Origin of the sequence: Mycobacterium sp. 155 (genome assembly GCF_000373905.1) — a bacterium.
In the GTDB taxonomy this organism is placed as follows: Bacteria; Actinomycetota; Actinomycetes; order Mycobacteriales; family Mycobacteriaceae; genus Mycobacterium.
This window is the reverse complement of record NZ_KB892705.1, coordinates 1,259,415-1,274,934: the sequence shown is the minus strand read 5'-3', so window position 1 is coordinate 1,274,934 and position 15,520 is coordinate 1,259,415. Positions and strand designations below refer to the sequence as shown.

13 protein-coding genes and 1 riboswitch are annotated in these 15,520 nt (G+C 66.0%); of the genes, 7 read left to right on the top strand and 6 right to left on the bottom strand.

Translation table 11 applies throughout. From position 1 onward, the window contains the following. Positions 1-14: 14 nt before the first annotated feature. The 7 genes from B133_RS0105900 (at position 15) to B133_RS0105870 (ending at position 8,921) form a co-directional block, all read left to right on the top strand. Positions 15-1,388: a hemolysin family protein gene (locus B133_RS0105900; protein ID WP_018599797.1), complete on the top strand. Its 1,374-nt coding sequence runs from the start codon at positions 15-17 to the stop codon at positions 1,386-1,388. After that, positions 1,381-2,439, top strand: coding sequence for a hemolysin family protein (locus B133_RS0105895; protein ID WP_018599796.1), 1,059 nt, complete (start codon positions 1,381-1,383; stop codon positions 2,437-2,439). Before B133_RS0105900 ends, B133_RS0105895 begins: the two co-directional genes overlap by 8 nt. Then, on the top strand, positions 2,432-3,361 hold the full coding sequence (locus tag B133_RS0105890) for a hypothetical protein (protein WP_018599795.1): 930 nt from the start codon (positions 2,432-2,434) through the stop codon (positions 3,359-3,361). Before B133_RS0105895 ends, B133_RS0105890 begins: the two co-directional genes overlap by 8 nt. 40 nt (positions 3,362-3,401) lie before the next feature. Then, positions 3,402-3,869, top strand: a complete 468-nt coding sequence (locus B133_RS0105885) for a hypothetical protein (RefSeq protein WP_026256024.1) — start codon at positions 3,402-3,404, stop codon at positions 3,867-3,869. Between the two features lie 126 nt (positions 3,870-3,995). Further along, positions 3,996-6,230 (top strand): malate synthase G, encoded by a 2,235-nt coding sequence (locus tag B133_RS0105880; protein WP_018599793.1) that lies wholly within the window; start codon positions 3,996-3,998, stop codon positions 6,228-6,230. Between the two features lie 58 nt (positions 6,231-6,288). Next, the gene (locus tag B133_RS0105875; protein WP_018599792.1) at positions 6,289-8,307 is read left to right on the top strand and encodes a substrate-binding domain-containing protein; all 2,019 of its coding nucleotides are present in this window, start codon (positions 6,289-6,291) and stop codon (positions 8,305-8,307) included. Between the two features lie 50 nt (positions 8,308-8,357). Next, positions 8,358-8,921, top strand: a complete 564-nt coding sequence (locus tag B133_RS0105870; RefSeq protein ID WP_018599791.1) for a hypothetical protein — start codon at positions 8,358-8,360, stop codon at positions 8,919-8,921. A gap of 3 nt (positions 8,922-8,924) precedes the next feature. Here the strand turns inward: B133_RS0105870 and gcvP are convergent, their stop codons facing one another. From gcvP to gcvH, 6 genes are all read right to left on the bottom strand, one after another. Beyond that, positions 8,925-11,828 (bottom strand): aminomethyl-transferring glycine dehydrogenase, encoded by a 2,904-nt coding sequence (gcvP, locus tag B133_RS0105865; protein WP_018599790.1) that lies wholly within the window; start codon positions 11,826-11,828, stop codon positions 8,925-8,927. A 194-nt stretch (positions 11,829-12,022) separates the two neighbouring features. Further along, a riboswitch (glycine riboswitch) is annotated at positions 12,023-12,121 on the bottom strand. A gap of 79 nt (positions 12,122-12,200) precedes the next feature. Then, complete coding sequence (locus B133_RS0105860; RefSeq protein ID WP_018599789.1) at positions 12,201-12,821, bottom strand: MerR family transcriptional regulator; 621 nt, start codon at positions 12,819-12,821, stop codon at positions 12,201-12,203. A 239-nt stretch (positions 12,822-13,060) separates the two neighbouring features. Next, positions 13,061-13,555: a bifunctional nuclease family protein gene (locus tag B133_RS0105855; RefSeq protein WP_026256023.1), complete on the bottom strand. Its 495-nt coding sequence runs from the start codon at positions 13,553-13,555 to the stop codon at positions 13,061-13,063. A gap of 109 nt (positions 13,556-13,664) precedes the next feature. After that, positions 13,665-14,399, bottom strand: a complete 735-nt coding sequence (locus tag B133_RS0105850; protein WP_026256022.1) for a MerR family transcriptional regulator — start codon at positions 14,397-14,399, stop codon at positions 13,665-13,667. Positions 14,400-14,433: 34 nt separating this feature from the next. Continuing rightward, positions 14,434-14,916, bottom strand: coding sequence for a glycogen accumulation regulator GarA (gene garA / locus B133_RS0105845; RefSeq protein ID WP_018599786.1), 483 nt, complete (start codon positions 14,914-14,916; stop codon positions 14,434-14,436). A 177-nt stretch (positions 14,917-15,093) separates the two neighbouring features. Next, positions 15,094-15,489: a glycine cleavage system protein GcvH gene (gene gcvH / locus B133_RS0105840; RefSeq protein ID WP_018599785.1), complete on the bottom strand. Its 396-nt coding sequence runs from the start codon at positions 15,487-15,489 to the stop codon at positions 15,094-15,096. Between the last annotated feature and the right edge of the window lie 31 nt (positions 15,490-15,520).

Sequence of the window (15,520 nt, the reverse complement as noted above, 5' to 3'; positions counted from 1 at the left end):
CTGGCGAGCACCCGATGAGCCCCGAGCTGGTCTATTCGCTGCTCTCGATCCTGGCGATCGTGCTGCTGACCGTGGGCACTGCCGTGTTCGTCGCCGCCGAGTTCGCGCTGACCGCCCTGGAACGCAGCACCGTCGAGGCCAACGCCCGCAGCGGTGACCGCCGCGACCAGCTGGTTCGGCGCGCCCACCGGACCCTGTCTTTCCAGCTTTCCGGCGCCCAGGTCGGCATCTCGATCACCACGCTGGCTACCGGTTATCTCGCGGAACCCGTCGTCGGACGGCTGGTCCGGCCCGGGCTGGACGCGCTGGGAATCCCTGCCAACATCGCCGGTGGCCTGTCGCTGTTCTTCGCCATACTGATCGCGACCTCGCTGTCGATGGTGTTCGGCGAGCTGGTTCCGAAGAATCTCGCGGTGGCCCGCCCTGTTCCGACGGCCCGCGCCGCGGCGCCGTTCCAGGTGCTGTTCTCGACGGTGTTCACTCCTGTCATCCGCGTGACCAACGGCACCGCGAACTGGATCCTGCGCCGGCTGGGCATCGAACCCGCGGAGGAACTCCGATCGGCGCGTTCCGCCCAGGAACTGATGTCGCTGGTGCGCAATTCGGCCCGCAGCGGCTCCCTCGACCCGACCACAGCGCTGCTGGTGGATCGGTCGTTGCGGTTCGGCGAGCGCACCGCCGAGGAACTCATGACGCCGCGGTCCAAGATCGAAGCACTGGAGGCCCACGAAACGGTCGCCGACCTGCTGGAGCTCGCTATACGCACCGGCTACTCACGCTTTCCGATCGTCGAAGGCGACCTCGACGAGACCATCGGCGTCGTGCACATCAAACAGATCTTCACTGTCCCGCGGGACGAACGCGCCCGGATCCGGCTGGCCGCGCTGGCCCTGCCCGTCGCAAGGGTTCCCTCGACGCTCGACGGCGACGCGGTGATGGCCCAGATACGCGCCAACGGACTTCAGACCGCGCTGGTCGTCGACGAGTACGGCGGCACCGCGGGCATGGTGACCGTCGAGGACCTGATCGAAGAGATCGTCGGCGATGTGCGTGACGAGCACGACGACGCGACGCCGGATGTAGTGCCGGCGGGCCGCGGCTGGCAGGTCTCGGGTCTGCTACGCATCGACGAGGTCGCGGCTGAGACTGGGTTCCGTGCCCCCGAGGGTGAGTACGAGACAATCGGCGGTCTCTTGCTGCAGGAGCTCGGCCACATTCCGGAGACCGGCGAAGCCGTCGAGCTGGCCGCGTTCGACCCGGACCACCCGACCGACGAGCCGGCGCGTTGGCTGGCGACAGTGGTCCGCATGGACGGCCGTCGCATCGACCTGCTCGAGCTGACCGCACTGGGCCGGCGCTCTGAACAGGGGGACGAAAATCGTGGGTGATGTCTTCGGCGTGCTGCTCACGATGTTGCTGCTGGCCGCCAACGCGTTCTTCGTGGCTTCGGAATTCTCCCTCATCTCGGCCCGCCGGGACCGGTTGCAGGCGCTGGCCGAGCAGGGCAAACGCAGTGCGGTGACCGTGATCCGGGCGGGCGAGAACCTGTCGCTGATGCTGGCGGGCTCACAGCTGGGCATCACGGTGTGTTCGATCCTGCTGGGCCGCGTGGGCGAACCCGCGGTCGCCCATCTGCTGTCCAAACCATTCGAGCTGGTCGGGGTGTCCGACACTGTGCTGCACACGGTCTCGTTCGTGGTGTCGCTGGCGATCGTCGTGACGCTGCATGTGCTGCTGGGCGAGATGGTGCCGAAGAACATCGCGATCGCCGGCCCTGAATCAGCGGCCATGCTGCTGATCCCGACCTATCTGGTCTACATCCGCGCAGCCCGGCCGTTCATCGCGTTCTACAACTGGTGCGCCAACGCCACACTTCAGCTGTTCCGGGTCGAGACTCGCGACGAGCTGGAATCCGCAGTCTCTACCTCCGAACTGTCGGAGATGATTGCTGAATCCCTGTCGGAGGGCCTGCTGGATGCCGAGGAGCACCTCCGCCTGACCCGGGCGCTGCAGACCCGGACCCGGAAAGTGTCCGACGTCGCGATGCCGCTGCAGGAGATGCATGCCATTCGCGTCGCCGCCCCAGGCTCGGGACCGACGGTCGGCGCCGTCGAGCAGGCACTCACCGAGACCGGCTACTCCCGTTTCCCGGTGGCCGATTCGTTCGGGGAATTCATCGGCTACCTGCACATCAAGGATGTTCTTCCGGAGGTCAACGACCCCGACGCCGTGCTCGACGTATCCATGGTGCGGCCACTGCCACAAGTGCCCGCCTCCCTACCGCTGCCCGACGCGCTGTCGCGGCTGCGGCGCAGCAACAGCCACCTGGCCCTCGTCACCGATGATGCGGCCGGCGGCGCCGTCACGGCGATGGTCGCGCTGGAAGACCTCGTAGAGGATCTCGTCGGTACCGTGCGCGACGGAACCCACCGTGTCTGAATCGGTGCTCGACGAGCAGGACTGGACCGACCGGGAACGTCGTCACCGCGACCGGGTCGACGGTTTCCTGACCCCGCACCTGCGCCGCCGGGAACAGGGCCAGGCCCATCCGGTGTGGGACTTCCTGTTCACCTACTACAGCCTGCGGCCGCGCCAGCTGCGCCGCTGGCATCCGGGATTCGGCGTGGTGCTGGACGGGCTGACAGCCCGGCGTTATCTCGGGGCCAGCGGATACGGCAGCCTTCCCGGCGGTGTCGGTGTCACCCGCGAGCATCTGCAGTCCCGCGCCGAGACCGTGCGGTTCGTCGCGCGGCTGCTACGCGCGACCACGAGCCGGCCGGCGCGGCTGAACTGTTTCGGCCTGCACGAGTGGGCGATGGTGTACCGCGCACACGAGAAGCGGCACGGCCAGGTGCCGCTGCGGCTCGGTGCTGCCGGAACCGACGCGGTGGTCGACTCGATGCCGCTGCGCTGCAGCCACTTCGACGCTTTCCGGTTCTTCACCGAACCGGCCGTCGCCCGCAACGACCAGCGGCTGACCCGCGAAACGCAGATCAGCACCGAGCAGCCCGGCTGTATTCACGCGGCCATGGACTGCTACAAGTGGGCCTACAAGCTGGGCCCGCTGCTGGCCGCCGAGCTGGTGATGGATGCGCTCGAACTCGCTGCCGACGCGCGGGCGGTGGATATGCGGGCCAGCCCCTACGACCTGCGCGACTTCGGTTTTGCACCGATCGCCATCGAAACCCCAGCCGGCCGTGCTGAATACGTCCGCGCCCAGCAGGATATCGCCGAGCGAGCCGCACCGTTGCGGGCCAGGCTGATCGACCACTGTGACCTGCTGATGGACGCGCTGCACACCGAGTCCGCCGTCGACTACCGAAACGTCGCGGCGTCAGCTGCGATAACTAAGCATGCTTGAGCGCAGATTCGCCGCTCACCTCGAGTCAGGGAGGGCACCGATGCGCACAACGACCGTGACCGCAGTGACGGCGCTGTTGCTGGGTACGGCCGGCACTGTCGGCATCGCCCCGGCTCACTCCGCTCCGGGATGCGCGCCTGCCACCGTCAGGCTGGTCTCGGTGACAGCGGACAGCACGGATGGCACCATCACCGGCTCCCCGGTCGGCGGTGGCGCACCGATAACGCTGACCGGTCCGCTGGATGCCTACCAGAGATCGGAGGGCTTCGGGGACAACCCACCGGCCGTCATCAAACAGTGGGACGACACCCTTGATCAGGCGAAGGTCCCGATCGCACCCGATGACCCGAACTGGTACGGCCACGCAAAAAGCCAGGCCTTCGCGCCCCGCTCCCTGAACGATCTGGCCGTGTCGTTGCCGGCAAACACCCTGGTAGTCCATTACTGGCAAGGCGAGGCGCCCAGCCCTGCCTGCGTCATGTCGTCCATTCAGCCCGTCGCCCAGTAGCCGTCCCAAACCAAGGGAGACCGGCGCGCGATGAGCCCCCGGGCGGCGCCGCGCCCGTCATCACCGCAGATACTGACCGTTACGATGGATAGATTGCCGCTATCCCGGGACAAGGACTGAGAACTGATGACCGATCGCGTGAAGGTGGGCAACCTACGGGTCGCCAAGGTGCTACACGACTTCATCACCAATGAGGCGTTGCCCGGCACCGGTGTTGATCCGGACGCCTTCTGGTCAGGTGTGGACAAGGTGGTCGCCGACCTCACTCCGAAGAACGAACAGCTGCTGGCCCGTCGTGACGGTCTGCAGGCGCAGATCGACAAGTACCACCGCGCCCACGTCATCGAGCCCTTCGAGGTACAGGCCTACAAGCAGTTCCTTATCGATATCGGCTATCTGCAATCGGAGCCTGCTGATTTCAGCATCACCACCACCGGAGTGGACGACGAAATCACCACCACCGCGGGCCCGCAGCTGGTGGTGCCGATCCTCAATGCGCGGTTTGCGCTCAACGCCGCCAACGCCCGCTGGGGCTCGCTGTATGACGCGCTCTACGGCACCGACGTCATCCCTGAGACCGATGGCGCCGAGAAGGGATCCGGTTACAACCGGATCCGCGGCGACAAGGTGATCGCCTACGCGCGCACGTTCCTCGATGAAGTGGTGCCGCTGGCCGCCGGCTCGTGGAGCGACGCCACCGGGCTCAAGATCGACGAGGGCCAGCTGCTGGTCGAATACGGCGACGGCCTGTCGGCCGGGCTCGCAACACCCGAGGAGTTCGTCGGCTACACGGGCAAGCTCGGCGAGCACCAGTGGTCTGTACTGCTGAAGCACCACGGGCTGCACATCGAGATCCTCATCGACCCCGACTCCCCCGTGGGCGCCGCTGACGCCGCCGGCATCAAGGACGTCGTGCTGGAATCCGCGATCACCACGATCATGGACTTCGAGGACTCCGTGGCCGCCGTCGACGCCGACGACAAGGTGCTCGGTTATCGCAACTGGCTTGGCCTGAACAAGGGCGACCTGACCGAAGAGGTCACTAAATCGACTCCGGAGGGCCGCAAGACGTTCACGCGGATCCTCAACGAGGACCGCACGTTCACCACCCCGGACGGCGAGGGCGAGTTGACCCTGCCCGGTCGCAGCCTGCTGTTCGTCCGCAACGTCGGGCACCTGATGACCAACGACGCCATCGTCTTCGACAATGACGGCGCCGAAGGCGCCGAAGTGTTCGAGGGTATCCAGGACGCGCTGTTCACCGGCCTGATCGCCATGCACGGATTGAAGGCGGACGGTGACGGCCCAGTTGTCAATGGACCGCTGCAGAACAGCCGCACCGGCTCGGTCTACATCGTGAAGCCCAAGATGCACGGCCCCGACGAGGTCGCGTTCACGTGCGAGCTGTTCAGCCGGGTCGAAGACGTGCTGGGTCTGCCCGAGGCCACGCTCAAAGTCGGCATCATGGACGAGGAGCGCCGCACCACGGTGAATCTCAAGGCGTGTATCAAGGCGGCTGCCGACCGGGTGGTGTTCATCAACACCGGCTTCCTCGATCGCACCGGCGACGAGATCCACACCTCGATGGAGGCCGGCCCGATGATCCGCAAGGGTGCGATGAAGTCGCAGCCGTGGATCAAGGCCTACGAAGACAACAACGTCGACGTGGGCCTTGCCGCCGGATTGTCGGGCAAAGCGCAGATCGGCAAGGGCATGTGGGCCATGACCGAGCTGATGGCCGACATGGTCGAGCAGAAGATAGGCCAGCCGCAGGCCGGCGCGACCACCGCGTGGGTGCCGTCGCCGACCGCCGCGACGCTGCACGCTATGCACTACCACGCCGTCGATGTGTTCGAGGTGCAGAAGGCACTGGCCGGCCGCGAGCGCGCATCGATCGATGACCTGCTGACCATACCGCTGGCCGACTCATCGCTGACCTGGTCGTCCACGGAGATCCACGAGGAGGTCGACAACAACTGTCAGTCGATCCTCGGCTATGTGGTCCGCTGGATCGACGCCGGTGTCGGTTGCTCGAAGGTGCCTGACATCCACAACGTCGCCCTCATGGAGGACCGGGCCACCCTGCGGATTTCCAGCCAGCTGCTGGCCAATTGGCTGCGCCATGGCGTGATCACCCCCGACGACGTCAAAACCAGCCTGCGCCGGATGGCAGCAGTGGTCGACGAGCAGAACGCGGGCGATCCCGACTACCTGCCGATGGCGACGGATCCGGACGCCAGCATCGCATTCCAGGCCGCCCAGGAGCTGATCCTGTCGGGCGCGGCGCAACCCAACGGTTACACCGAACCGATCCTGCACCGCCGCCGCCGCGAGCTCAAAGCTAGTACCGCTGCGCAGTGACTAGACTTCGGCGGCGGAACCGGACGTTGGGTCGACGCGACGAGTACAGGGGTTAGGAATGGGCAGACACAGCATTCCCGGCCCCGACGACTCGGCCGACGAACCCGAGCACCAGTCGGGTCGGTATGACTCGGCCGGCCACGACCCGGATGATCACGACGATCCTGGTCACGAGTCGGACGACTACGAGGATCCGGACGAGGATTCCGAGCACGACGACACTGGCTACGAGGACTACGACGAGGACTACGTCGATCGTGGCGCGCCGACAGCACAGTTCAGCGCGGTCGGCCCGCGTCAGCCAGGTGGCCGCCAACACGGTGGCGACTGGGACGGTGGGGAATGGACAGGCAGCCACCGCGCCGTCACAACCGGAAGGCGCGGTGTCAGTGTCGGGGTGATCGTGGCGCTCGTCGGTATCGTCGCGGTGGTCGCCGTGGTCATCCTGTGGCGCTTCTTCGGCGATGCGCTGTCCAGCCGCAAGGAAGCCGCCGCGGCGCGCTGCGTAGACGGCGACCTCGCGGTGGCTGTCATCGCCGATCCCACCATCTCGCCGACCGTCCAGACACTGGCCGGCAAGTACAACGACTCGGCGAACCCGATCGGTGATCACTGTGTCAAGGTGCAGGTGAAATCTGCCGAATCCGACCAGGTGCTCAACGGTTTCGCCAATGCGTGGCCCGGCGATCTCGGTGATCGGCCGGCGCTGTGGATCCCGGCGAGCGGTGTGTCCGAAGCGCGACTGGAGGCCACCGCGGGCGCCAAAACCGTCAGTGACAGCCGCTCCCTGGTCACCTCACCCGTACTGCTCGCAGTGCCGCCACAGCTCAAAGATGCACTGGCACAGCAGAACTGGTCGACGCTGCCGGACCTGCAGAGCAATCCGACCGCCCTGGCCGACCTGAAACTGAACGGCTGGGGCCCGCTGAAACTGGCCCTGCCCACGCGCAATAACGGTGACACCGCATACCTGGCCGGTGAGGCGGTGGCCGCCGCGGCGGCACCGTCGGGGTCACCTGCGAGCGCCGGTCTCGACGCCGTAAACACACTCATCGGCGGACAACCGAAACTCGACAACGGCGAGTTGGGAACGGCATTCGACGCGCTGCTCAATGCTTCGGACCCGGCCAGTGCGCCGGTGCACGCGGTGGCCACCACCGAGCAACAACTGTTCCAGCGTGCCGCATCGCTTAGCGACGCCAAGAGCGATCTCGCCGGTTGGCTACCTCCCGGCCCTACCGCGCTGGCCGACTACCCCACCGTGCTGCTGGACGGCGACTGGTTGTCGCAGGAACAAGTCACCGCCGCCAGCGAATTCGCCCGTTTCATGCGTAAACCCGAACAGCTCGACGAGTTCGCCAAAGCCGGTTTCCGCGCCGAAGGCGCCACGGCACCGTCGAGTGACGTGACCCAGTTCGCACCGGTGAACGCACCGCTGTCGGTCGGAGACGACACGATGCGCGTCACACTCGCCAACTCGATGGCCACGCCGTCGAAGAGCCAGGCGGTGACGATCATGCTGGACCAGTCGATGCCCACCCAGGAGGGCGGTAAATCCCGGCTGGCGAATGTGGCTGCGGCCCTTGACTCCCGGCTCAATGCACTTCCGTCGACCTCCGAAGTCGGGCTGTGGACGTTCGACGGCGCCGAGGGGCGGTCCGCGGTGTCGAGGGGCCCGTTGTCCGATCAGGTTGGTGGCGAGCCGCGCTCGCAGGCACTCAGCTCGACTCTCGACGAGCAGACGGCATCGGGTGGCGGTGCGGTCTCGTTCACGACGCTGCGCCTGATCTACACCAATGCGACATCGAACTTCCTTGATGGCAAGGATAATTCGATCCTGGTGATCACCACGGGCCCGCACACCGACCAGAGTCTCGGCGGGCAGGGCCTGCAGGACTACATCCGCGGCGCATTCGACCCGGCCCACCCGGTTGCAGTCAACGTGATCGACTTCGGTGGCGACACCGACCGAGCCACCTGGGAAGCTGTCGCCCGGACCACCGGTGGCAAATATCAACATCTGACCGATTCGGCTTCCCCTGAACTGGTCGCCGCTGTGGCCACCATGCTGAGCTGACCCGCGAAAAAGTGCATCGCGACTCTCGCTAGCGACGATTGACCGGGGGTATGAGCATCTATTCGAAACTTGCTGTGTTGTGCGCTGTTCCAGGCCTCGCCGCCGGCATCGCCGCATGCGCCTCGTCGACGTCACCGCAGTCGGAACCGGCAGTCTCCGCGACCACCGAGGTGGTGCCGACGGCGCCCCGCACGGTGGTGGTGCAGTCCGAACCTGACGCGACAGCTGTCGCCACCACCACCGTGCGGCCCGAGGTGTCTCCCGATGAGCAGTGTCCTGGTTCGGAATTCAAGGTCGAGCAGTTCATCGGTTCCTGGCAGGAGGTGGGTGACCCGACCGTCACTACGCTGTCCCAGCACGGGTCGTTGGAATCGGATTCCGGCAGTCAGAAGGAGTTCGGCACCTGGCAGTTCACGCCATGGGACACCACGCCGGCCAAGAGCAGCAAGCCGTCCTCGGCACCGAATTCCTGTGTGCTGTGGCTGCACTGGATTGCCGACACCGGCAATCTCGACCTGGTCTACTTGCCGCTGGAGATCACCGACACCAGCATCCAACTCAGCTACGTCGGCCGCGGCAACACCGTCGACTGGCAGCGCACTACGGCGCGGTAGCCGCTAGGCGAGTGCCTCGATCGGCGGGCACGAGCACATGAGATTGCGGTCGCCGTAAGCGCCGTCGATCCGGCGCACCGGAGGCCAGACCTTCGGCCGAAAACCCTTTCCCAGCGGATAGGCGGCCTGTTCCCGGGTGTAGGGGTGCTTCCAGTCAGCCACCATCAGACATTCGGCCGTGTGCGGTGCGCCCCGCAGCGGGTTGTCGTCCACCGACCACTCACCCGACCCGACCCGGTCGATCTCCGCGCGGATGGCGATCATCGCGTCACAGAACGCGTCCACCTCGGCCAGGCTCTCGCTTTCGGTGGGCTCCACCATCAGCGTGCCGGCCACCGGGAAGCTCATGGTCGGCGCGTGGAAACCGTAGTCCGCCAAGCGCTTTGCCACATCATCGACCGTAACCCCGGTGTCCTTGGTGATCGCGCGCAAATCCAGGATGCACTCGTGGGCGACCATGCCGTTCTCCCCCGTGTACAGCACGGGGTAGTACTCGTCGAGCCGCCGGGCGATGTAGTTCGCCGAGGCGATCGCTGTCAGTGACGCTGCACGCAACCCGTCGGCACCCATCATGCGGATGTAGGCCCAGGTGATCGGCAGGATCGAGGCTGAGCCATACGGTGCCGCCGAAACCGTGTGGTCGTCGGACAGGTCGTCGGCCAGCGGATGCCCCGGCAGGTAGGGCGCCAGGTGCGAACGCACCGCGACCGGCCCGACGCCCGGTCCCCCACCGCCGTGCGGGATGCAGAACGTCTTGTGCAGGTTCAGATGGCTGACGTCGCCGCCGAAACGGCCGGGCCGAGCCAGGCCCACGAGCGCGTTGAGGTTCGCCCCGTCGACGTAGACCTGGCCGCCGGCATCATGCACGGCGGCGCAGATCTCGACGATGTCGTGTTCGTATACCCCGTGCGTCGACGGATAGGTGATCATCAGCGCCGCAATGCGATCCGCGTGTTCGGCGACCTTGGCCCGCAGATCGTCCAGGTCGACGTCGCCGTTCTGCCGGCAGGCCACCACGACCACGCGCATCCCCGCCAGTGCTGCCGACGCCGCATTCGTGCCGTGCGCACTGGACGGGATCAGGCAGATGTCACGGCCAGCCTCGCCGCGCGCCACATGGTAGGCCTTGATCGCCAGCAGGCCCGCGTACTCGCCCTGCGAACCTGCGTTGGGCTGCAGCGACACCTCGTCGTAGCCCGTGATCGCAGTCAGCCAGTCCTGCAGATCGGTGATGAGCCGGCGCAATCCTGGGTTGTCCGATTCCGGCGCGAACGGGTGTTGACGGGCGAACTCCGGCCAGGTGATCGGCTCCATTTCTGCCGCGGCGTTGAGCTTCATGGTGCATGAGCCCAGCGGGATCATCGTGCGGTCGAGCGCCAGGTCTTTGTCGGCCAGCGATCGGAGGTAGCGCATCATCTCGGTTTCGGTGCGGTACCGGGTGAACGCGGGGTGGGTGAGGAACTCGGACGTGCGCGTGGCGATGTCTGCGGAGCGCGACCCAGCGGACGCGAGGAGCACATCGGGTTCAGCGGACGCGAGGAGCACATCTGGTTCAGCGGACGCGAGGAGCACATCTGGTTCGGAAACCCCGAAAGCCTCACGCACGGCAGCCACATGCGTATCGGTCGTCGCCTCGTCACAGGACACCGACACGTGATCGGCATCGACCCGCCACAGGTTGATGCCGTTGGCCTTGGCCGCGGCGATGACGTCGTCGGCACGGCCGGGCACCCGCGCCAGCACGGTATCGAAGAACTTGTCGTACACCAGCGCGTCGCCGAGTGCGGCCGCGATGGCCTTGGCATGGCCGTGCACGCGGTGCGCGATCGCGGTCAAGCCGTCGGCACCGTGATAGCTCGCGTACATCGCCGCCATCACGGCCAGCAGCACCTGAGCGGTGCAGATGTTACTGGTCGCCTTGTCCCGGCGGATGTGCTGTTCGCGGGTCTGCAGTGCCAGGCGATACGCCACGGCGCCGTCGGCGTCGACAGACACCCCGACCAACCGGCCCGGCAGCTGCCGGGCATGCTTCGCGTGCACCGCCAGGTATCCGGCATGCGGACCGCCGAAACCCATTGGCACACCGAAACGTTGGCTGGTGCCGAAGGCCACGTCGGCGCCGATCTCGCCAGGTGGGGTGATGACGGTCAACGCGAGCAGGTCGGCTCCGACCGCAACCAGCGCGCCGCGCTCGTGGCAATCAGCGATCAGGCTTGTCCAATCCATGACCCGGCCACTGGCACCTGGCACCTGCACGATCGCACCGAAGAACTCGCCGTCGGGCAGGCCCTGCGTCAGGTCGGCGCGGACGATCTCGATACCCAGTGGCTCGGCCCGGGTGGCCAGGATCGCGGCCGTCTGGGCGTAGATGTCGGCGTCGACCGCGATTCGGTTGGCCGATCCCTTGACGGCGCGGTGCATCAACGTCATCGCCTCGGCTGCGGCGGTGCCCTCGTCGAGCATGGAAGCGTTGGCCACTTCGAGCCCAGTGAGATCGCAGATCATGGTCTGGAAGTTCAGCAGTGCCTCGAGCCGGCCCTGGCTGATCTCGGGCTGATACGGCGTGTAGGCAGTGTACCAGGCGGGATTCTCAAGAATGTTGCGGCGTAAGACCGGTGGGGTGAACGTGTCGAAGTAACCCTGGCCGATCATCGACGTCGCGACCGTGTTGGAGTCGGCGAACGCACGCAGCTCCGCCAGCGCGCGCTCTTCGGTCACAGCGGCGGGCAGGCAGTCAAGGCCCGGCGCGAGGCCTTCTGCGGCGAGCCTGTCGAGAATGCCCACCGGCAGAGCCTTGGCAGCGAGTTCGTCAAGCGATGTCACACCAATGACGTCGAGCATCTTGGCGACGGCGGCGGAGTCCGGACCGATGTGACGATCGACGAAACGTGCTTGCTGGTCGGACACTCAAGGCTCCCTGGTTGCGCCGCGCCGCCGCGGCAGGTCGAGACGGCAGCCCCGTCCGCAGACGACGAGCTGCACTCCCTCTCCCTCTGTCGTCAACCCGGTCCCGGGCGCCTGAGAGATTCGACACCGGCTATCGGCCGGCATCTTTCCCCATGGGCGGGCACTCGCGGGGAGCACCACTTTCCAGAGGCATCGGGGCCTGTGCGGTCCTGGGTGCCTGAGAGGTTGACGGAGAGGTGTTGCTCCTTCGGCGTCCGTGGCTGGCAACCACGGAACTCTCCCGCACAAGGGCGATGCGCGGTCGATTCTACCGACCGGCAGCGACCACCGCGAACGGGCGCTGCACCGCCGTTGCCGGCGAAATCGAGCGACTCAACCGATCTTGCGGTCGCGGCTCTTGCGCCGGGAAGCCAGTTCGTCCTCCGGGGCGGCGATCGACTCACCGCCGTCGGCCCGCTCTCCCGGGAAGTCCGCGATGGCGCCGGTCAGTTCGCGCATGGCACCCGATACGGCGATACCGAACACCCCTTGGCCGCCCTGCAGCAGGTCGACCACCTCCTCGGCCGAGGTGCACTCGTAAACCGTGGTGCCGTCGGAGAACAGCGTGATGTTGGCCAGATCCTGGACGCCGCGCTGGCGCAGATGATCCACGGCCACGCGGATGTTGTGTAACGAGATGCCGGTATCGAGCAATCGCTTGACGATCTTGAGGACAAGGATGTCCTTGAACGAGTACAGCCGCTGGCTCCCGGAACCGGCCGCGCCGCGAATCGAAGGCACCACCAGCGATGTGCGGGCCCAGTAGTCCAACTGCCGGTAGGTGATACCTGCGATCTGGCAGGCACTCGGACCGCGGTAACCGACCAGTTCGTCCGGCACAGAGTCGTCGGGGAACAACCCGCCCTGAACAGGCTCGGCAACCGGCCGAACAGGCGCATCGACCTCGCTTCCGGTGGTGAGATCCAACTCTCCCTGCCGTGGCGTGTCACCCACTGTGAATCCTCTCGCCGATCGAACCCGCCTACCCTCACCGCCGCCGTGACCTGCACCGCTGCGGGTTTACCGCGAGCCCGAATGTGTCGAGCATACGCTTCCCGCCGAGCCCTCAGTGCTCGTCGCCCTCAAAGTATGGCCGCCCAAAACGGACTTGGATGACACCCACACCGCGTGTCGACACCCATCAGGTCAGTTGAGACGCATCCGTGACCTCGGTGCCCTGACGTGGCTGACGGTCATGTTGCCTTGAAATCGTCGGGCGACACGCTATCGAGGAACTCTTTGAACTTCTCCACCTCGTCCTCGCGGACGGTGCCGGCGGCGTCCTCGTCGTTCTCGTCCGGGATCAGCAGCCCGGCCTCGGCCAGCACCGCCTCTTCCACGTAGATCGGCACCCCGACCCGCAGCGCGATGGCCACCGAATCAGAGGGCCTGGCTGACACCGTGATGTCCCGATCGAAGATCAGATCAGCGTAGAACGTGCCTTCCTGCAGGTCGACGATCCGCACCTCTTTCAACGAATGCCCAAGTGCGGCAATGAGATCTCGGATCAGATCATGCGTCAGCGGTCGGGCCGGCTCGACGCCCTGCTGTTCCAGCACGATGGCGGCGGCCTCCGACTGCCCGATCCAGATCGGCAGGTAGCGGTCGCCGTTGGACTCGCGGAGCAGCAGCACAGGCTGGTTCTGCGGCTGTTCCACGCGAATGCCAACTACCCGAACCTCAGCCATCTGTGCCTGCCCTCCGCACCGCTGTGCTGCTCCGTCGCTTATATCCGTCTGTTGCTGATTCGTCGGAGGCACACCTCAACGAAATAGCTGTCAAATACGAGTCTAATCCTCAGCGGTCGAGAACGTCTCGCACCGCCGACTTGATCAACGACGTGTGCAAGGTGATCGCCAGCGCGGCCACCTCCCTGGCCAGATCGTCGGCCCGGTCGCGGGCCCCGGCCTTGCCGGCCTTGACCATTGGTCCGGCAATCTGGGCGATCAGGTCGGATTGCCGGTCGGCAGCCGACCGGAACGCGCGCAGATGGCGGGGCTCCACGCCGTAATCGGCAAGCGCGCCGGCACACTGCGCGATCACCACAGAATGCTCGTCGAAAAACCCGCCCGGGCCGGTGGTGATCACACCGTTCTTGACCAATGCGCCCAAGAGCTCGTCCTCGACACCTGAACGAACCAACACGTCCTCGCGCGACAACCGCACCTGAGTCGGCGCCACGGCCGACACTGCTGCTGCACCGTCAGCCGGTTCCACTGCCACCAAACGCGGTACGGCATAACCGGATCCACTCTGGGGCAGCTCGCCGTCGGGCTGGGCGTCCAGTTGCGCCTTGATCACCTTCAGCGGCAGGTACTGGTCCCGTTGCGCCGTCAGGATGAACCGCAGCCGCGCACAGTCATACGCGGTGAACCGCCGATATCCCGACGCTGTGCGCTCCGGCGTGACCAACCCCTCGGCTTCCAGGAACCGGATCTTCGAGATCGTCACGTCGGGAAAGTCACCGCGGAGCAGGTCGAGGACAGCACCAATCGACATCCCGGCAAGTGCTGGGCGGTCAGGCTGAGTCATCGGCTCTTCGGCTGTGTCCGCGAGCACTCATCAGCTAGCTGGTCAAGCCACTGTCGTCGTCGGACCTGGGGCCGGTCAGGAACACCAGGCGGAACTTGCCGATCTGCACCTCGTCGCCATTGGCGAGCACGGCAGAGTCGACCGGTTCGCGGTTGACGTAGGTGCCATTGAGGCTGCCGACGTCGACGACCTGGAACTCGGCACCCTCCAACCGGAACTCGGCATGGCGACGGCTCACGGTCACGTCATCGAGGAAGATGTCGCTGTCCGGATGCCGCCCGGCCGAGGTGGTCGGCTGGTCGAGGAGGAAACGCGAGCCCGCATTTGGGCCGCGTTTGACGACGAGTAAAGCCGAACCGGAGGGAAGGCCCTCAACCCCGGAGACGGTGCCTTCGGCGCTCTTCGCAGCGGGGGCATCCAGTTCGTTGAGGAAGTCCGCGCGGAAGACGGATGTCGTCTCCACCGTAACTTCGTCAGACGTCTGGTCAGCCCCCAGATTGCTGTCCTTGTCCGTCACCCGCTGCTCCTCACTGGCTGCTGTGGCGTTGCCCGGCGGGGCCCCCAGCCGTCGTCGGTGTCACGTCGACCGTACCGCGCAATGGGCCTTGTTGTGTCCACCAACGCCGGATCCGATGTGGTGGAAATCTGCGCGTTACGTACGGCCGAACAGGTCGATGCAAACCCTAACAACTCGTTACTCCGACGCGACCGCGCGGTAGCCGTCGGCGTCGAGCAGGCCGGTCAGCGCGTCGCCGAGCACACCAGACTCCAGCTGGAGGTCCACGAGCCAACCCTCACCGTACGGATCGGAGTTGACCAGCTGCGGATTGGCTTCCAGATCACCGTTGACGGCAATGACTTTCGCGGTCACCGGCGCATACAGGTCCGATACCGACTTGGTCGATTCCACCTCACCGAACGAGTCACCTGCGGTCAGGTCGGTGCCGACATCCGGCAGTTGAACGAACACCACGTCACCCAAAGCCGACTGGGCATAGTCGGTGATACCCACGCGTACCACGTCATCACCGGTGCGCTGCACCCACTCGTGCTCAGATGTGTAGTACAGCTCGGCTGGGATCTCGCTCACGGCGCTCCTAGGTTGTCAGGGGTCGAGTCAG